17 protein-coding genes and 1 tRNA gene are annotated in these 17,308 nt (G+C 58.7%); 8 read left to right on the forward strand and 10 right to left on the reverse strand.

Going from position 1 to position 17,308, the window contains the following annotated elements; genetic code table 11:
* Position 1 precedes the first annotated feature (1 nt).
* The gene (locus GOV80_RS09385; protein ID WP_170784245.1) at positions 2–1,387 is read right to left on the reverse strand and encodes a diguanylate cyclase; all 1,386 of its coding nucleotides are present in this window, start codon (positions 1,385–1,387) and stop codon (positions 2–4) included.
* Between the two features lie 87 nt (positions 1,388–1,474).
* On the opposite strand from GOV80_RS09385, the gene GOV80_RS09390 reads away from it, so the two are divergent.
* From GOV80_RS09390 to GOV80_RS09410, 5 genes are all read left to right on the forward strand, one after another.
* Positions 1,475–1,759 carry a DUF3572 domain-containing protein gene (locus GOV80_RS09390; RefSeq protein ID WP_170784247.1) on the forward strand — a complete coding sequence of 95 codons (285 nt, stop codon included), beginning with the start codon at positions 1,475–1,477 and terminating at the stop codon, positions 1,757–1,759.
* A gap of 18 nt (positions 1,760–1,777) precedes the next feature.
* Complete coding sequence (locus GOV80_RS09395) at positions 1,778–2,470, forward strand: HAD family hydrolase (RefSeq protein WP_170784249.1); 693 nt, start codon at positions 1,778–1,780, stop codon at positions 2,468–2,470.
* 123 nt (positions 2,471–2,593) lie between these two features.
* A complete protein-coding gene (locus tag GOV80_RS09400; protein WP_170769296.1) occupies positions 2,594–4,153 on the forward strand; it encodes a trimethylamine methyltransferase family protein in 1,560 nt (519 codons plus the stop codon).
* Positions 4,154–4,275: 122 nt separating this feature from the next.
* Positions 4,276–4,863: a heme NO-binding domain-containing protein gene (locus tag GOV80_RS09405; protein ID WP_170784251.1), complete on the forward strand. Its 588-nt coding sequence runs from the start codon at positions 4,276–4,278 to the stop codon at positions 4,861–4,863.
* A complete protein-coding gene (locus tag GOV80_RS09410; protein ID WP_170784253.1) occupies positions 4,860–5,861 on the forward strand; it encodes a GGDEF domain-containing protein in 1,002 nt (333 codons plus the stop codon). Before GOV80_RS09405 ends, GOV80_RS09410 begins: the two co-directional genes overlap by 4 nt.
* 6 nt (positions 5,862–5,867) lie before the next feature.
* Here the strand turns inward: GOV80_RS09410 and GOV80_RS09415 are convergent, their stop codons facing one another.
* The 8 genes from GOV80_RS09415 to GOV80_RS09450 form a co-directional block, all read right to left on the reverse strand.
* A complete protein-coding gene (locus tag GOV80_RS09415; protein ID WP_170784255.1) occupies positions 5,868–6,566 on the reverse strand; it encodes a CbiX/SirB N-terminal domain-containing protein in 699 nt (232 codons plus the stop codon).
* A 71-nt stretch (positions 6,567–6,637) separates the two neighbouring features.
* A complete protein-coding gene (locus GOV80_RS09420) occupies positions 6,638–7,570 on the reverse strand; it encodes an AEC family transporter (protein WP_170784257.1) in 933 nt (310 codons plus the stop codon).
* Positions 7,571–7,612: 42 nt separating this feature from the next.
* Entirely contained in the window at positions 7,613–8,410 is a 798-nt protein-coding gene (locus GOV80_RS09425; RefSeq protein WP_170784259.1) for an MBL fold metallo-hydrolase, read from the reverse strand.
* Positions 8,407–9,213 (reverse strand): TatD family hydrolase, encoded by an 807-nt coding sequence (locus tag GOV80_RS09430; RefSeq protein ID WP_170784261.1) that lies wholly within the window; start codon positions 9,211–9,213, stop codon positions 8,407–8,409. Before GOV80_RS09430 ends, GOV80_RS09425 begins: the two co-directional genes overlap by 4 nt.
* Positions 9,210–10,331, reverse strand: a complete 1,122-nt coding sequence (locus GOV80_RS09435; protein ID WP_170784263.1) for a DNA polymerase III subunit delta' — start codon at positions 10,329–10,331, stop codon at positions 9,210–9,212. The genes GOV80_RS09430 and GOV80_RS09435 overlap by 4 nt, the downstream gene beginning before the upstream one ends.
* Before the next feature lie 10 nt (positions 10,332–10,341).
* Positions 10,342–10,950 carry a dTMP kinase gene (gene tmk, locus GOV80_RS09440; protein ID WP_170784265.1) on the reverse strand — a complete coding sequence of 203 codons (609 nt, stop codon included), beginning with the start codon at positions 10,948–10,950 and terminating at the stop codon, positions 10,342–10,344.
* A gap of 12 nt (positions 10,951–10,962) precedes the next feature.
* Entirely contained in the window at positions 10,963–12,129 is a 1,167-nt protein-coding gene (locus GOV80_RS09445) for a D-alanyl-D-alanine carboxypeptidase family protein (protein ID WP_170769305.1), read from the reverse strand.
* Between the two features lie 20 nt (positions 12,130–12,149).
* Positions 12,150–13,322 carry an SPOR domain-containing protein gene (locus tag GOV80_RS09450; RefSeq protein WP_170784267.1) on the reverse strand — a complete coding sequence of 391 codons (1,173 nt, stop codon included), beginning with the start codon at positions 13,320–13,322 and terminating at the stop codon, positions 12,150–12,152.
* 204 nt (positions 13,323–13,526) lie between these two features.
* Between GOV80_RS09450 and GOV80_RS09455 the strand changes: the two genes are divergently transcribed.
* Positions 13,527–13,616: transfer RNA gene (locus GOV80_RS09455), tRNA-Ser, on the forward strand.
* A 96-nt stretch (positions 13,617–13,712) separates the two neighbouring features.
* On the opposite strand, the gene GOV80_RS09460 is transcribed toward GOV80_RS09455, so the two are convergent.
* Positions 13,713–14,654 (reverse strand): response regulator, encoded by a 942-nt coding sequence (locus tag GOV80_RS09460; RefSeq protein WP_170784269.1) that lies wholly within the window; start codon positions 14,652–14,654, stop codon positions 13,713–13,715.
* Between the two features lie 559 nt (positions 14,655–15,213).
* Between GOV80_RS09460 and GOV80_RS09465 the strand changes: the two genes are divergently transcribed.
* Both GOV80_RS09465 and GOV80_RS09470 read left to right on the forward strand, forming a co-directional pair.
* Entirely contained in the window at positions 15,214–15,963 is a 750-nt protein-coding gene (locus GOV80_RS09465; protein WP_170769308.1) for an acyl-homoserine-lactone synthase, read from the forward strand.
* A 209-nt stretch (positions 15,964–16,172) separates the two neighbouring features.
* A complete protein-coding gene (locus tag GOV80_RS09470; protein WP_170784271.1) occupies positions 16,173–17,306 on the forward strand; it encodes a response regulator in 1,134 nt (377 codons plus the stop codon).
* The last annotated feature ends 2 nt before the right edge of the window (positions 17,307–17,308 follow it).

Raw genomic sequence — 17,308 nt, forward strand, 5'->3', positions numbered from 1 at the left:
GTCAGGCAGCGCATTGCCGAAAACTGACCTGATTGCGGCCCGCGCGCTTCGCGGCATAGAGCGCGGTGTCGGCTGATTGAATCAACGTCTCGACCGGAGCACCACTTGAGCGGGCCGGTTGCGCCGAAATCACGCCGATGCTGATCGTTACCGGTACTGGCGCGAAGGTGCCCGGCAGCTTGAAGGGTGTTTTGCAGATACAATCGCACAACGTGCGCGCCAGTTTCAGCGCATTGTCCTGAGTGGTATCGGGTACGCCAATCATGAATTCCTCTCCTCCGATCCGGGCCACGAACCCAGCTGCGCCGATGGCGCGCTGCATCCGGGCTGCGGTTTCGGTCAAGACACGGTCACCACACACATGGCCAAAGCGGTCATTGATGGATTTGAAATGATCCAGATCCGCCAACATTACCGCAAAGCCGCGCTGGGTTTGGTTGGACTGAGCGACGATGCGGTCGATTGCGTGCATTGCATAACGCCTGTTGTGCAGCCCAGTCAGCGGATCAACCCAGGATTCCGCAATCCCGCGGCGCAGCGATGCACGCATCTGGTCCAAGCGGGTCTTGCGCGCGATCAGGTTCTCCAAACGCAGCACGGTTTCGTCGGCACAGAACCTGTTCATGCAGACTGCATCTCCCCCCCGGTCCAGAATTTCTGCTGCAATACCGGGGTCATTTTGCGTCAGAATGCCTATAACCGCCGTGTGGCGGGTGGCGCCGCGCGATTTAAGATCGTTCAAAACGGACAGACCAGACCGGTCGGCTCCGATCTCGATCAGGATGGCGTCGGGGGTGGGGCCGGATAACAGACACTGCAAGTTGGAGGACGTATGGGCCGTCAACCTGTGCTTCAACCGGTTAGCCAAAGCGTTTCGCCACTTCGCACCAATGCTTGATGTTTGGGTCAGCAGGGCAACATGGCCGGATTTCGGCGGAGTGATCAGCGCGGGTGCGGGTTCGGCAAATCCGATGGGCTGCGAGCCACCCAGACGCAGGTCCTGCGATTCGGCTCGGACGCGCATCAGGCTGCGGACCCGCGCCAAAAGCAGCGTGTCTTTGAAAGGATGCGCCAGAACATCATCCAGCCCGTCCGACAAAGCCTGAAGACGCGCGGCCTTGTCGTTTTGCGGTGCGATTGCGACAACCGGCACATCCGCCAGTTCGGGGTCGGCCATCACCAGCTTTTTCACATCGGCTGCGGTGCCATCTGGCAAGGTTTGTGCGGTCAGCACAAGGTCGGGCCGAGCCCGTCGCAACAGCCCGGCCAGCCCCTGAACCTTTTCGCCCTGAACAACGTGATACCATGCTGCCGTAAGCTGAACTTTCAGCATGATCCGATTGGTCGAGGTCCCGTCAAGGACAAGGATGGTACCGTGAACGGACATATCTGCCACCGTTGATTGCATGTATGACCAAAGTGTTTATGAGTCTGGTTAACAAACCCTTTCCAAGAGCAGATTCAGGGACTCTTTATGTCGATAACCGCGCAATCCGCTGAAACGCTGGCGTTGAATGTGCTTGGCTGGCTGGTCGGAAATGACGAGCTCCTGCCGGTGTTTCTGGGCTCCACAGGCGCATCCGAAGGTGATCTGCGCGAACGGGCGTCCGAACCCGAGTTTCTGGGCTCGGTGCTGGAATTTCTGATGTTGGACGATTCGTGGGTTGTGGCGTTTTGCGATGCCAATTCCGTGCCTTACGATCTGCCTGCGCAAGCCAAGGCCGCGCTTTCCGGCGGCGCTGACATTCACTGGACCTGACCCTCACAGGAGAACACCATGCCAATCGACGCTATTCTGTTCGACAAGGACGGCACTCTGTTCGATTTTGCCGATACCTGGGGTGCCTTCGGACGCAATATGCTGTTGCATCTGACGGAGGGGGATCACGCCCGCGCTGCCACGCTGGGCAAGGTGATTGGTTTCGATCTTCAGACGCTGACTTATTCGCCGGACAGCATCGTAATTGCGGGAACGGTGGAAGAAGTGGCCGAGGTTCTGGCGCCGCATTTTCCTGATCTGCCTAAGGCAGGGCTGATCGACGTTCTGAACACTGAATCCGCAAATGCACCACAAGCCCCCGCAGTGCCACTTGCGCCGTTCCTAGATGGGCTGCGGCGGTCTGGTCTGAGGCTGGGCGTGGCGACGAATGATAGCGAGATGCCCGCGCTCGAGCATCTGAGCTCGGCCGGGATACGGGATCACTTTGATTTTGTGGCTGGCTATGACAGTGGGCACGGGTTCAAACCGGGTCCGGGTCAGCTTTTGGCCTTTGCTAAACATGTGGGCGTCACCCCGGATCGCGTTGCGATGGTGGGGGACAGCCTGCATGACCTTCAGGCCGGACGCGCGGCAGGGATGACAACGATCGGTGTTCTGACCGGTATGGCCGAGGCCGAAGCGCTTACGCCTATGGCGGATGTGGTCTTGCCGGATATCGGGCACATCCCCGGCTGGCTGGCGGATCGCTGACCGAATCCGGCTCGATTTCGGCGTATCAGGTTCTAAATCCGACATAGCCTGTCGCAGACAGAGCGGCCAGTCTTTCCTGTTCGGGGCTTGCTTGAGGCAACGCGAACACAAGGGGACGGTCCGATGGCAGACACGACAAAGCGCAGACGCCGCAGTGGAGGGCGCGCAGGGGCCGCTGAACGCCGAGGCTCGGCCGTAATCGACCAGATGCCGTGGAACCCTCCGGTCAATACGGATGCACCGACCGAGCCGCTTGGTCCTGAGGGGATTGAAGCGATCCACGAAGGGGCGATGCGCATTCTCGAAGAGATCGGTATTGAATTCTACAACGAGGAAGCCATCGGCATACTGCGTCAGGCAGGCTGTACCATCGACGGCGACAATGTCCGCATGGGGCGCGATTTCGTCATGGAGATGGTGGGCAAGGCTCCCTCATCCTTTACCATCACGCCGCGTAATCCGGCACGCCAGATTGAAATCGGTGGGCGCAATCTGCTGTTCGGCAATGTCTCGTCCCCGCCCAACTATTGGGATATGGAGATCGGCACGAAAGTGCCCGGCAATCGCGAAATGTGCCGGAACCTTTTGAAACTGACGCAATATTTCAACTGCATTCACTTTGCAGGCGGTTATCCGGTGGAACCGGTCGACATCCACGCCAGCGTGCGCCATCTGGATGTGCTCTATGACAAACTGACCCTGACCGACAAGGCGATGCACGCCTATTCACTGGGCAAGGAACGGGTCGAGGACGTGATGGAGATGGTGAGGATCGCAGGCGGTCTAAGCCATGAGGAATTCGAGGCGACGCCCCGGATGTATACCAACATCAACTCGACCTCGCCGTTGAAACATGACCACCCGATGATTGACGGCTGCCTACGTCTGGCACGGCGGGGGCAGGCGATTGTGGTGACGCCCTTTACGCTGGCTGGCGCGATGGCCCCGGTTACAATGGCGGGCGCGGTCGCGCAATCTCTGGCCGAGGCGCTCTGCGCGATTGCGCTGTTCCAATATGTCCGGCCCGGCATTCCCTGCGTGATCGGAACCTTTACCTCGAACGTGGATATGAAATCTGGCGCGCCGGCGTTCGGAACACCGGAATATATGCGCTCGACCCAGATGACCGGCCAGATGGCACGGTTTTACGGCCTGCCCTTGCGGTCCTCGGGCGTGTGTGCGGCAAACGTGCCAGATGGGCAATCGGTTTGGGAAACGTCGAACTCACTGTGGGCGGCGGTGCAGTCAGGGACCAATATAGTCTACCACGCCGCAGGTTGGCTTGAGGGAGGGCTGATCGCCAGCCCGGAAAAGTTCATTATGGATTGCGAAGTTTTGCAGCAAATCCAAAGGTATATGCAGCCCGAGATCACGGCGACCGGGCCGGATGAGATTGCGTTGGATGCGATCCGTGCGGTCGGCAATGACGGGCATTTCTTTGGCATCCAGCACACGCAGGACCGTTATACTACGGCATTCTACCAACCTTTCCTCAGCGACTGGAAGAATTTCGAAGGGTGGAACGTAGCGGGTGGTATCTGGACTGCAGAACGCGCCCATCACATGTTCAAAGAGATCATCACCAGCTTTGAACCCCCACCGATGGACGAAGGTATCCGACAGGAACTGGCGGAATTCGTTGAACGCCGAAAGGCCGAGGGCGGAGCACCGACCGATTTCTAACAGTTTAGAAAGAGATTCCAGGTTGATACTCGATTGGATTGTCCATATCCGAAGCTGCGTTTTGGCGATTTGTTAAGGATTCGTCGGTCAGACTACGTGTGAAACCAAGCTGGGGCTTTGACATGCATGGTCTGATCAATCGAGCGGTCCAATCCTTCGTTTGCGCGACATACGGGCAATCCTGCTGGCTGCACGTGACCGAAGTCGCAGAACTTGGCTTTTCCGAGTTTGAGGCGATGTTGGTCTATGACGACGACGTCAGCGCGCGCATGCTGGAGATATTGTGCGCTAAACTCGATCGCCCGCGCGCCGAACTGCTAGAGGATTTGGGGACCTACCTAGTCTCTCACCCCAACATGGAAGATCTACGACGCCTGCTGCGGTTTGGCGGAGTGACGTATGTCGAATTTCTGCATTCACTTGATGACCTTTCTGATCGGGTTCGCCTTGCGGTCTCGGACCTGCGTTTGCCCGAACTGGAACTACGCGAGATGTCGCCAACCGAGTTCCAGCTTCTGTGTCATCCGGGTTTGCCCGGATATTCCAGCGTGATGGTGGGCGTGCTCCGCGCGGTTGCGGATGACTATGGTGCATTGGCCATTCTTACCCATGAGGGGCAAAGGGGGGACGCCGAAGTTATTTCGATCATCCTAGTTGAAAGCGCCTTTGCTCAAGGCCGTCAGTTTGAGTTGGGGGCGCGAAAAGCATGATGAGCAATGTCGAATTGGCCGGGTTGCTGGACACGCTTTGCCCGATGTTCGTTCTCGTCGATCGAGACGGACGCATTCAGCGTGTGGGGCCGACCGTTCAAAAACTTCGGCCGGATACACCGATGCGTGGGCAGGCTTTCCTGGACGTTTTCGAACTGGTTCGACCCCGAAAGGTGACAACCTTGTCGGCCTTGCTTTCTCTGGCCGGGGCAAAACTGCACCTCAAGCTGCATGACAGGCCGCGTACGGCCCTTAAAGGCTTGGTCGCGCCCTTGCCGAACGATATGGGGGCGGTCGTGAACCTGTCCTTCGGAATTTCGATCCTGGATGCGGTACGGGACTATGCGCTGACCAGTGCCGATTTTTCCGGCACAGATCTTGCGATTGAACTGCTCTATCTGGTCGAAGCCAAATCCGCCGCGATGGAGGCGTCCCGTTCACTAAACCTGCGCCTGCAGGGCGCGATGCTTGCGGCCGAGGAGCAGGCCTATACCGATATGTTAACCGGCCTCAAGAACCGCCGTGCGATGGATGTGGTGTTGGGGCATTTGGTCTCAGGCAATGGACCATTTGCGCTAATGCATCTGGATCTGGACTATTTCAAATCAGTCAATGACCGGTTTGGCCATGCCGCTGGGGATTATGTTCTGAAACAGGCCGCGCGCATCATGGTGGAAGAGACGCGTGCAGATGACACCGTCGCGCGCGTCGGAGGGGATGAATTCGTAATCATTTTCAAAGGCTTGGTCAATGAGGCTGTACTGTCCGCGATCGCGACCCGACTGATTGAGCGGTTGCAACATCCCATAAGTTTTGAAGGGTCAACCTGCTGCATATCGGCCAGTATCGGAACCGCGCTTTCCACGCAATTTCACTCCCCCAAACCTGCCGAGATTTTGAACGCCGCCGATCAGGCCTTGTACGAGGCCAAGCGAAAAGGCAGGTCTCGTAACTGCCTGTTCTCATCACTGGCGCACAAGGCGATGCCTCCGCAATAGCAGGCGTCAGGTAGAAAGAAACGCCTTGCTGAGGGTCGCGGCGATATGGCGTTGAATGCCGGGAAGCTCTCCGACGACGGGTAGGGTGTCGCCCTGAAAGGCAGCCTTTTCCAATTCTTGCGGGATGTCCTCTAGAACGTGTCCGCCAGTGCAGGCAAAAAACGGCAAACAAATTGCTTGCGCACCCGCTTTTGATGCGGCGTCAGAGATGAACGGGGGTTCCTCGACAAAGCCGACGCGAAGAGACTTGAACGGTAAAGTCTGACCCAACGCCTCGGCGAAGTGCAAAGCCACGGCAGAGGGGTTGCGGCTGCGGCCGGACCCGTGGGCGGCGAGAACAAGATCGGTCTCAGTGGCCTGCCAATGACGCTGCGCAAGAGCCTCGGTCAGAGCCTGTGCCACAAGGTTGGGCAATTCGGGGTCTACTCCAAGCGGGTCCAGAATATGAAGGGGGCGGTCGCCCAACCGCTTGGGCAACGCGTTGGTCACGAACCACCCCTTGGCCATGAAAAGCGGAAAGAGAACGGTATCGTCCGGTAGCTTTTGCAGGCAGGATTCGAGCTGTCCCGGTGCGGCCAGCGTGGCGGAAACCACCGTGATATCCGGGCACAGCGCATCGACGCTACGGGCATAGTCTGCTAATGCGGCCTCGGCCGGTTCCGGGTCAGAGGGTTGGCCATGGGCGACGATGACGGCATGCGGCATAAGTACGATCCTTGTTGCGTGACCGGATAGGTGTGTTTGTACAACCCAAAGTCAACCGGAAACCAAATGCTCTATCCCAGCAGAGCAAGCCACAGCCAAACCGTCAGGATCGACGAGGCAGTACCGATCAGCACCGATGAGGCCGCGACCCGTCGCGCGCGCCCATACATATTGGCAAAGATATAGGCGTTGAACCCCGGTGCCATGGCCGCGTTCAGCACGCCCGAGCGGAACAGATCCTTCGGCAGCCCGACGCTTGATCCGAATAGCCAGACCAGACTTGGATGCAGCAGCAGCGACACACCGCAAACATAGGCGATGGTGCGCAAGTCGCCTTCGGGCCGGTATTTGACAAGAACGCCGCCTAGGGCAAACAAGGCTCCGGGCAGGGCGGCGCGGGTGATCAGGCCAAGGGCGTCATCGACCACTCCGGGCACGCCAACCCCGGACAGGTTGATTATGAATCCCGATGCAATCCCCAGGATCAACGCATTTCGGAACATCGCGGACAATACCGAGCGTATCATACGCGTGCTACCGTTGCCGCGACTGCGAATGACCTCCATCACTGTGATGCCGATGCCATAGCAAAACGGCGCATGGAAGGCGATGATAGCATAGTTCCCGGCTAGGTTTTCAGGGCCATAAGCGCGCTCGGTAATCGGCAGGCCCAGCAGGACCGAGTTCGAGAACAGGCAGCAGAAGCCGATCGCGACGCAATCCTCCCACTCGCGCCGGAAGATCAGGCGCGCGCCGAACAGGCCGGCGCAGAAACATAGGCCCGCAGCGGTGTAGAAACTGAACAGCAGGCGCGGGTCGAAACTGGCGCTGAGGTCCAGATTGGCGATGGCCAGAAACAGCAAGCAGGGAATGGCGAAGCCCTGGGTGAACTTCATCAGCCCGTCGATATGAACCTCTTTGAAATACCCCAACCGGGTCGAGGCATATCCCGCGCCGATCACCAGAAATACTGGCAGGATAACGTCGATCAGGCTTTGCAGCATGGTGCCATCCGGTGAGATATTGCGGCAGGCACCACCGACATTTTACAGCGCCTGATGAATCACCATGCCATCATAGGCCGGGGTGATGTGGTCGGCGGTTTCGGCCTTGACCGTGGCATAGTCCATGTCGATATGCATATTGGTCAGCACCGCGCGCTTCGGTTCGAGCTGTTCGATCCAACCAAGCGTCTTTTCCAGATGCGCATGAGTGGGATGCGGCGTGCGGCGCAGCGCGTCGATGACTAAACAGTCCAGCCCTTGCAGTGCAGGCCATGCGTCGTCATAGATCTCGGCCACGTCAGGCAGATAGACCAGTCCGCCAATCCGAAAACCCAGCGCGTCGATCGAACCGTGATTGACCTTGAACGGCTGTAACGGGATCGGGCCACCGGGGCCGTCGATCTCGAACGGGCCGTCGATGGTTTTCAGATCAAGGATCGGCGGGTAGGGCGAGCTGTCAGGCTGGATGAACGCATATCCGAACCGTCCCAGCAGGTCGTTTTGCGTGTCACCGTCCGCCCAGACAGGTATGCGGGTGCGCATGTTGAACACGATCATGCGCAGGTCATCTATGCCGTGGACGTGGTCGGCATGGCTGTGGGTGTAGACCACCCCATCCAGACGCCCGGTGCCGGTATCCAGCAACTGGCTGCGCATATCCGGCGTGGTGTCGATCAGGACCGAGGTTGTGCCTTCGGGCCCATCGCGCTCTACCAGCATGGAACAGCGACGGCGGATGTTCTTGGGGTTTTCGGGGTCGCAATCGCCCCAATGCCCGCCCAACCGGGGTACGCCGCCGGATGACCCGCAGCCCAGAATGGTGCAGCGTATCTGGGTCATGCAGCCGCCTTGTAGGTTGCGGCTTTGGTGAACAGCCGCTCGAAATTCAGCTGGGTCTGAGCGGCGAACTCGGCATAGTCCATACCGAACACCTCGGCCCCTTTGCGGGCGGTATGGGCGGTATAGGCGGGCTCGTTGCGTTTGCCGCGGAACGGGGGCGGGGCCAGATAGGGCGCGTCGGTTTCGACCAGAACGCGATCGACTGGGGCGGTGGCAAAGATATCGCGCAGCTCCTGGCTTTTGGGGAAGGCGGCGATGCCGGACATGGACAGGTAAAAACCCAGATCCAGCGCGGCTTTGGCCAGTTCCGCCGATGAGGAAAAGCAGTGCATCACGCAGGAATAGGGCGCGTTGCGATGTTCCTCGGCCAGAATGCGGGCCATGTCCTCGTCCGCCGCACGGGCGTGAATAATCAGGGGTAGGCCGGTGCGCTGGGCCGCCTCGATATGGACACGTAGAGATTGTTTTTGCACTTCGGCGCTGTCGGCGGTGTAATGGTAATCCAGCCCGGTCTCACCAATACCGACGAATTTCGGGTGCTGGGACAGTGCGACCAGTTCGTCTACGGTTGCCATCTGCTCATCCGCAGCGCTCATGGGGTGGGTGCCGGCGGCGTAGAAGACAGGGGCGTGGGCCTCGGCTATCGCGCGGACGCTGGGTTCATTGCGCAGCTTGGTGCAGATTGTGACCATACGGGTTACGCCCGCGTCAATCGCATTGGCGACGATCTGGTCCAACTGGCCTTCGAAATCGGGGAAGTCCAGATGGCAATGGCTGTCGGTGATCTGGGGGGTGTCGCTCATCTGCTCTGACCGGCGGTTTCCTGTATCTTGAACACCGTATCTAGGACCAGAGCCGCAGGGTCAAGGTTCACCGCCTGACCATGGCGTGCGCGGGCTGTGATTGTCGCAGCCACCTCAGCCCATTTGCGGGCCTGATGGGGGGATTGGGATAGGCGCGACAGGATTTCGGCCTCATGCGGGGCGGCTTCGGGCAGGGGGGCTGCGCCGGTCGCTCCGGTCAGGGCAAGGCGCGACAGGGCCACGTCGATCAGGGTTAAAAGCAGCTCGAACCTCTCAGCCGCGCCGCGCTGGGCGGCGGCCTCGGCCAGTTTCAGGGCGCGTTGACGGTCCATGCGGGGCAGGGTGCCGAGGATGTCGATGAACTCGGCGTAAATCTCTAACCCGCCCAGGTTAATCAGGCGCACCGCGTCCCCGACAGAGCCAGCGGCGAGGGCGGCCAGATTATCTGGTTGCGTAGGCATTTCGGCTCCGGTTTGGGCCAGTGCGGACTGCATATCGTCAGCCCCTAATGGGGATAGGCGCAGGGTTCGACAGCGCGACCGGATTGTTGGCAACAGGCGCGAGGGCTGGTGCGAGATCAACAGCAGCGTCGTACGCGCGGGCGGTTCTTCCAGCATTTTCAACAGGGCGTTGGCGGCGCTGACATTCATCTCATCAGCCGCGTCTACGATGACCACGCGCCGCCCGCCATCGGCCGAGGACAGGCCGAAGAACTTGCCCAGCTTGCGGATGTCATCCACCACGATCTCACTCCGCAGCCGCCCTTGATCGTTCAGCGTTCGGGTAATGGCGGCCAGGCCGGGTTCGGCCCCGGCCTGAATGCGGTGGGCGACGGGGTGGTCGGGGTCGATCGCGAGCGTCTCAGGGGGCGGGGGCGCGCCGAACAGCCCGTTATCCTCAGCCGGAGGGGTCGCCAGCAGGAACCGCGCGATCTGCCACGCAAGCGTAGCTTTGCCCACCCCGCGCGGGCCGGTCAGCAGCCAGCCGTGGTGCAGACGGTCCGAGGTGTAGGCGTTCAGAAAGGCCTGTTCGGCCTCGGCCTGCCCGAACAAGGTCGCGGTTTCGCGCGGATGCGGGGCACCGGGGGCCTGATCCGGGGTCGGGGTGTCGTCACTCATGGGTCGTCCGTCACAAGGATTGCAGGACGATATCTGTCACATCGCGGGCCACACTGTCCATGTCCCGGTTGCCATCGATCACGCGAAAACGGTCCGGGAACTCATCGGCCAGCGCCAGAAACCCTGCGCGCATCTTTTGCTGCAACTCCAGGCCGAAATCCTCGAACCGTTCCTCGGTGCCTTGCCGCCCCTTGGCGCGAGACAGGCCGATTTCGGGGTCCATGTCGATCAGCAGGGTCAGGTCGGGTTCGCGCCCGATCATCAGCTTGTGCAACTGATCCACCACAGGGCGCAGATTGCCACGTGACATGCCCTGGTACATGCGCGTGCTGTCGGCGAACCGGTCGCAGATCACGACTTTTCCAGCCGCCAGCGCGGGTTCAATGGTGCGTTCCAGATGGTCGCGGCGGGCGGCAGTGAACAGCAGCAGCTCTGTCTCGGCTGACCAGCGGTCGGGATCACCTTCCAATACCAGCCTGCGGATTTCCTCGGCCCCGGCTGAACCGCCGGGTTCGCGGGTCAGAACAACGTCGCGGCCCAATCCGCGCAAGTGATCGGCCAGCATACGCGCCTGCGAGGACTTGCCCGACCCATCAATGCCTTCAAATGTCAGAAACACGCGGTGCCCTTGTCAAAATGCGTCCAGAGGGTTGCCGATCACATCGGTCAGAACGATCCCTCCGACGGTCATCATCCGAACCAGAAAACCACCCGCGGCCACATCCTGTACCGCGACCAGAGGACGCCGAATTTCGGGCAGACCTTCAGGCTTGATGACCAGTTCGGCCAGTTTCTGACCCTTGGCAATCGGAGCGTTGATCGGGCCGTCATAGACGACCTCGGCAGCCACGTTTTCGTCGCCCAGAACCGGCAGTAGGATGTTCAGATCGTCTTCGGGTACAAGGCCAACCGTCCTTTGCGCCCCCATCCAAACCTCGGCCTCGGCTATCGGCGCGTCTTTGTTGGCAATTGTCCTCTCGACAAAATTTCGAAACGACCAGTTAACCACGGACTCAGCCTCCTCTGCGCGCGTGGCGGTGCTGTCCAGACCGGTGAGCACGAAGATCACCCGGCGATCGCCCTGTTTGGCCGAGCCGACAAGGCCATAGCCTGCCTCTTGCGTGTGGCCCGTCTTCAGGCCGTCCGCGCCTATCCCCAGTTTCAGTAGCGGATTGCGGTTGCGTTTGTTTGAGGGCGCGCGGCCATCGAATTCAAACTCTTCCTCGGCGAACAGAGGATAGTATTCAGGAAAATCACTGATCAGGCGATCTGCCAGAACGGCCAGATCGTGGACTGACATCATGTGACCGGCAGCGGGCCAGCCGTTGGAATTGGCAAAGGTAGAATTGTCCATGCCCAGTTGTTTCGCGCGCTGCGTCATGTAGCGGGCAAACCCGGCCTCGGTCCCGTCGGGGCTGAGCGCCTCGGCGATCACCACGCAGGCATCGTTGCCCGACAGCACGATGATACCGCGCAGCAAATCCTCGACTGTGACGCGATCCAATGTGTTCAGGAACATGGTCGAGCCACCATAGCTCATGGCGTGTTCGGAAACGGGTAGGGTCTCATCCAACGTCAGACGTCCGTCGCGCAGGGCCTCGAAGGCCACATACAGCGTCATGAGTTTGGACATCGACGCCGGGGGCAGGGGCTGATCGGCGTCTTTGGACAAAAGGACCGTGCCGGTCGTCTGATCCATCACATAGGCCGCCCTGGCCGTCGTATCGAAAGCCTGGGCGGGCAGGGCAAACACTGCCAGTCCAAGGGTCAGAACAGTTGAGCGTAGTGAGGACAGCACAGCGGCACCTCCTTTCGGGTTCAGTTTTTGACGGTGAAGGCGTCTGAAAAGCCTAGATCCTTGACATCGCGATGAATGGCATTGCGCTCGGCCCGCGTGGATGCGGGGCCAACCACCACGCGCCAGACGGTTTTGTCATCGGTCTTTAATTCGCGCACCTCGGCGCTCAGACCGTTCCTGCGGATCTTGTCGGCGGCGCTTTTGGCATTGGCTTCGACCCCGAACGTACCCACCTGCACATATGGTTTTGACAGCGGGCCGGAAGCTGGGGCTTCGGCCGCCACAGGGGTCGGGTCCGAGGCTTCAATCGCCGCTGCGGCGCCCTCAATCGGATCCAAGGGCGTTTCGGTGATTTCATCGACCTCTTTCTTCTGCCACCACTTCCGTTTTGGCGCGGCATCGGCGGGAGGTGTCACTTCGGGGTCAGTCAGAGACGGCGCAGCCGCAGCGGCTGCAGTGACCTCGGCTGTGTCGGCGGCCGTTTCGGTCGTTGTATCAACCGCCGTATCTGCGGCATCGGCGGTTGCCGCGCCAGCAGCAGCGGCAGCCCCTGCGACGGCTGCGGTTTCCTTCTTTTGCCACCATTTGCGCTTGGGTTTGTCTTCAACCGCCGCCTCGCCATCGGCTGCGACGTCAACCGCCGCGCTTTCAACCACTTCCTGCTCGGGCTCGGCGGCGGGTTCTTCCGCAGCTTCGGGTTCAGGTTCGGCTGCGACAGGCTCTACCGGTTTGCGACGCAGGGCGACAACGTCCACTCGCGTGGGCGCGCCGGCCAAAATACCCAGCTTCTCGGCGGCAGCGGAAGAAAGCTGCAACGCGGGACCAGGAAGGTTGCGTTCGCGGCGGAACAGGGCGCCTGTAGTGGACTTGTTATTTGCGGTGTTTGTTATGCGTACACGTTCGGGCTGGGTAACATCCGGGTGCGCGACCCAGATACCGCCCAATGACGGGCGTCCATCCCACAACCCGGCTTCGGTGACGTTGAAAACCTCGGGGGCTTCGACATCCTCGCGTGTGTTTCCGGTCGCATCGGGAAACAGCTCTACCGAGTCACTGCCGCGCGGACTGCTGTCCGCGTCCGATGAAGCCTCATCCGAAGACAGCGTTTCGTCGCAACCTACAAGAACTGTAAGCGCCACAGCAAAAACCACCAACGCCCGCGGTTTTGCGCGTGTCACAATCGCTCGATCCATTATCTCATCCCTTGCCTGAAAGGGCTTGGTTCACAATGCCCCACTGCCGTTTGCCGGTTCTCAAAGGCCAGCGTGTTTCGGTCTTTTCACCGTTGATCATAACCCGAGCAAAGGAGCATGGAAAGTCTGCTGGACAGGCTTGAGCAAGTTTTCCCTATTTGCACTTGCCACCGGTTTCGCTTGGCCTTAGACCCAGCCCCACGCGGGGAGGTGGCAGAGTGGTCGAATGCGGCGGTCTTGAAAACCGTTGGGCGTGAGAGCGTCCCCAGGGTTCGAATCCCTGTCTCCCCGCCACTCATGATACATCTTGGACGAATTGAACGACGAAAAGCCGGGCAAACCTGTGGTCAGCCCGGCCTTGCGAGATTTTTCAGTTTCAGAAGAAGGGGTTCAGCCGAACCTGACCAAAGGGCCATCCTGAACTTCTGAAAGTTCAACAGCCTTGTCGATCAGGAACAGAGCCTCCATCTTCGACGAAGCATTCAGCGAGACGTCCTCACCGACGTGGTATGATATACCCGCATTAGCCAGAAGCTCTCCGGCGTCGGTGCCAGGCAGACGTGACAGGCGCAAGCTCAGTTCTTGCGCGTTCAGGCCCTTTTTGCGGTCGTGAATCAGAAGGAACACACCATTGCCCCAATAGGTCGCGAAGTTGCGGCCATCCTTGGAGGATGTCAGTAGCGCCTCGCCTGCAACCGCCATGATCTCGCGGAATTCGGTTGATGTGCTGAGGCTGAAGATCTCTTCGACTTCGTTGACCTTGATGGCCAGCATTTTGGACGTTCTGGCGTGCATGGTTGCCAGTTGAACCACGTAATTTTCGAACTCGGCCAGACCGATGCAGCCAGGCAGATCGCCGAAATAGAGCGGATCGCTCAGGCGGAAATTCGGATTCACCTCGGAATCGTTTTGCGCGTAGACATCCGCCTCGAGCACTTCGATCGCGGCGCGCCGTTCGGCAGCCAGTCGATACGCATCCGAAAGACGCTGTTTTAGGTCGGCAAACTCGAAAGGTTTGGTGACATAGTCCGTGGCGCCAACCTCGAACGCTTCGTCGATATACTGTTTCTGCACCATGGCGGTGACCATGATAATTGGGGTAAAGCGATAATCCGGCAGTTTGCGCGCTTCTTCGCACAAAGTAATACCGTTCATCTCGGGCATTTGCACATCAAGCAGCAGACAGTCGAATACCTGATCCGTTTCGGACAGGACTTTAATCGCCTCTTGACCGCTGCGCGCGGTTACCACGTCTTCATAACCGAAGGCGCCCAATACACAGATCAACAGCTCAAGAATGCTTGGGTCGTCGTCTACGGCAAGTATACGCATAACAAATCACCAGGTTTTGCCACCGAACCATCCTTTTGCTTTGCAGACTTCCGGCAAAGGACGGCAGGCGAGTGGATTTTCAGGTGCGTTCAGGCTGTCCGAGAAAAACGGCAAAAGATTGACGGGTCAGAGGCACCTATGTGTCCGATTAATCATTTTTTCATTAAGCGCGGATTTAATGAACATTAGGATCAACATGGAATTTGCCAATCATTTCGACCGCTCGGGTAGGAGCTTTTTCACCCTGTTGCAAGGGAGTTGACGTGTCGTGATCGCGAAAAATTCATGTTTGCTGCTCCAAGTTCCACCCAGTTAGTCGGAAAACCCAGAAAATTCTCTTCTGTTCAAAGAGTTGTGAGCGGCTAACTGTCTGCATCTGGCGCAGGAAATCCACAAAAAAATCAAACAAAATGGCGAATAAACTAAAATTTAGCAGCCAAAAATGAAGGGTGGAGGTGATTTGGCCACACATGGGCTTCAATCATAAGGCGAACAGCACTAAGTTGTAGACTTGGTGTTCGGCATCTTGGCATAAGTGTGTCAAAAATAAGAGCAAAATATGGATCGACCACTCCAGTACGAGCAGGCCTACCCGGCGTCCAAAGTTTTTCCGGACCTTGAGCCTGCCAATGACGCTGCGGCTGCGCCCAAGCCTGCGCCGCGGCGACGGTTGTTTTCGCTCAAGCGAAGCCAGCCGTCCCGTCAGGAAAAGCTGGGTGAGATTCGTGCGACGACGATGAGTTTTCGCAACATGCATGAATATGGCACGCTGCTGTCCAAGTATCTGGAAACCCGCAAGTCGATTTTCATCGACCGCCTGAATTGGCAGATCGGGCAGGTAGATGGCATGGAGTTCGATCAATACGACACACCCGCCTGTCGCTGGGTCGTTCTGCATGAATTCGGCGAGGTTCTGGGCGGCGTGCGCCTTTTGCCGACAACCGCGCGCTGCGGGATTTACTCCTATATGTTGCGGGATGCGCAGCAGGGGAATTTGCCGGGTATGCCAACGGATGTCCTTTTTTTCGAGGCTCCAGTTGCCCCCAATGTCTGGGAGGCATCGCGGTTTTTCATCACCGACAGCGTGCCGTCCTCACGTCGTATGGCCGTGCAACAAGAGTTGTTCTATCAAATGACTGTGACAGCCGCCGAGGGTGGAGCGACGCGCATTCTTGGAATTGTACCGTCAGTCTGGGCGCGCTGGTCGCGGCGGCTTGGGGTAGGGGCCGCGCCGGTTGGGGCGAAGTTCTCGATCGAAGGGACCTATAGCCAGTCGGTCTTGTTCAATATCAATCGGCAATCGCCATAGAGCGCGGTTAAGGTGCTGGAAAGCATGTTAAACACGGGGTTGGCCTGCGTGTTCCTTGTCTCTTGATGCGAGGCCCGTGGCCGGTTTTGACAAAATAAGGCCCAGAAATGAACACGTTTCGCGGCGTTTTTTACCGTTTTCGCCGCGGTTTTGTCCTAGTCGTTCAATAGGTTGGGACCGTTAAACAAGTTGAAAACGGTTTACCAGTCATGAAACACTCCAACCCGGACAGTGAACAGTTCCAGCGGAAACTGGAAATCCGCGCGTTGCAAAAGACCAAGCTGCGCGTCTTGGTGGTTGATGATGAACCCAGCATTCTGGAGCTGTTGCAGGCCGCGCTGGCCGAGTTTGAGAATTGTGATATTTCAGCTGCATCCTCGGCCACTGAAGCCCTGGCGCTGATCGAAGCCACCGGAACGCCGTTTGACTGTTTCCTGCTGGATATTCAAATGCCCGGTATTAACGGAATCGAATTGCTGCGGCGTATTCGACAAATGCCCGAACATGCCGAGGCGCCGGCGATCATGCTGACCGCGATGAGCGATAGAAAACATGTGGAAGAAGCGTTTCTGGAAGGCGCGTTCGACTATGTTACCAAACCGTTTGATTTCTTCGAGCTGCGCAGCCGGATGAACGCGGCGCATCTCTTGATGCAAGAACGTATCAAGGCGCGCCGCAGCTCGGCCTCGGTGCAGAGCCTTCGGGCTGAACTTGACAGTACACAGCAGTTCAGCTTTGATGATCCATTGTCAATCGACGGGCTCGAACGGTGCCTGCGATATGTTGAGTTCGACAATTACATCGAACAACTTTCGCGGGGATGTCTGTACGATTCATGGGTCGTTGCCGTCAAACTTCAGGACGCTGACTTCCGGTTCGATCTTAACGATTTCAGTGCGTTCCGCCGGGCGATTTCCGATTTGGGACGCTCCATCGAAAAGACGACCAAGCTATCGCAAGCAGTGTTCTCGTACCGGGGCAGCGGCGTGTTTCTCGTCGTCGTGCATGGCCGCGAGGCCGCATCCGACCTGCCTGCCGAAGAAGAATTGAACCAGCTTTTTGGCGCGATGCTGGCGGACCGAGGTGTCTCGGGGTCGGTTCGGGCTGTCAAAGGAGCCGCTATTGCCATGCGGTCTATTTCCAAGTCAGGGGCATTCTCAGCAATGAATAACGCGATCGGAAAGGTGCAGGAACGGGAAGTGGCCCTTCGCAAGGTCGAAGCGCCCGAGGCAGAACTGCCCAGCAAATCTAACGTGGTGAAGATGGACAAGCCACGTACCAGCCTGTTCGAGACCGTTTTGCAGGAGATGTACGGCAGCCAGACCTATCTGGCCCGCAAGTAAGG

The organism is Ruegeria lacuscaerulensis, assembly GCF_013034685.1.
GTDB classification, from domain to species: domain Bacteria; phylum Pseudomonadota; class Alphaproteobacteria; order Rhodobacterales; family Rhodobacteraceae; genus Ruegeria; species Ruegeria lacuscaerulensis_B.

Excerpts from the sequence above, each read along its gene's own strand:
- GOV80_RS09460 (WP_170784269.1), bottom strand. The coding sequence starts at position 14,654 with ATGCGTATACTTGCCGTAGACGACGACCCAAGCATTCTTGAGCTGTTG.
- GOV80_RS09395 (WP_170784249.1), top strand. The coding sequence starts at position 1,778 with ATGCCAATCGACGCTATTCTGTTCGACAAGGACGGCACTCTGTTCGAT.
- GOV80_RS09425 (WP_170784259.1), bottom strand. The coding sequence starts at position 8,410 with ATGACCCAGATACGCTGCACCATTCTGGGCTGCGGGTCATCCGGCGGC.
- GOV80_RS09405 (WP_170784251.1), top strand. The coding sequence starts at position 4,276 with ATGCATGGTCTGATCAATCGAGCGGTCCAATCCTTCGTTTGCGCGACA.
- GOV80_RS09420 (WP_170784257.1), bottom strand. The coding sequence starts at position 7,570 with ATGCTGCAAAGCCTGATCGACGTTATCCTGCCAGTATTTCTGGTGATC.
- GOV80_RS09450 (WP_170784267.1), bottom strand. The coding sequence starts at position 13,322 with ATGGATCGAGCGATTGTGACACGCGCAAAACCGCGGGCGTTGGTGGTT.
- GOV80_RS09415 (WP_170784255.1), bottom strand. The coding sequence starts at position 6,566 with ATGCCGCATGCCGTCATCGTCGCCCATGGCCAACCCTCTGACCCGGAA.
- GOV80_RS09385 (WP_170784245.1), bottom strand. The coding sequence starts at position 1,387 with ATGTCCGTTCACGGTACCATCCTTGTCCTTGACGGGACCTCGACCAAT.
- GOV80_RS09410 (WP_170784253.1), top strand. The coding sequence starts at position 4,860 with ATGATGAGCAATGTCGAATTGGCCGGGTTGCTGGACACGCTTTGCCCG.
- GOV80_RS09430 (WP_170784261.1), bottom strand. The coding sequence starts at position 9,213 with ATGAGCGACACCCCCCAGATCACCGACAGCCATTGCCATCTGGACTTC.
- GOV80_RS09435 (WP_170784263.1), bottom strand. The coding sequence starts at position 10,331 with ATGAGTGACGACACCCCGACCCCGGATCAGGCCCCCGGTGCCCCGCAT.
- GOV80_RS09390 (WP_170784247.1), top strand. The coding sequence starts at position 1,475 with ATGTCGATAACCGCGCAATCCGCTGAAACGCTGGCGTTGAATGTGCTT.
- GOV80_RS09465 (WP_170769308.1), top strand. The coding sequence starts at position 15,214 with ATGGATCGACCACTCCAGTACGAGCAGGCCTACCCGGCGTCCAAAGTT.
- GOV80_RS09400 (WP_170769296.1), top strand. The coding sequence starts at position 2,594 with ATGGCAGACACGACAAAGCGCAGACGCCGCAGTGGAGGGCGCGCAGGG.
- GOV80_RS09470 (WP_170784271.1), top strand. The coding sequence starts at position 16,173 with ATGAAACACTCCAACCCGGACAGTGAACAGTTCCAGCGGAAACTGGAA.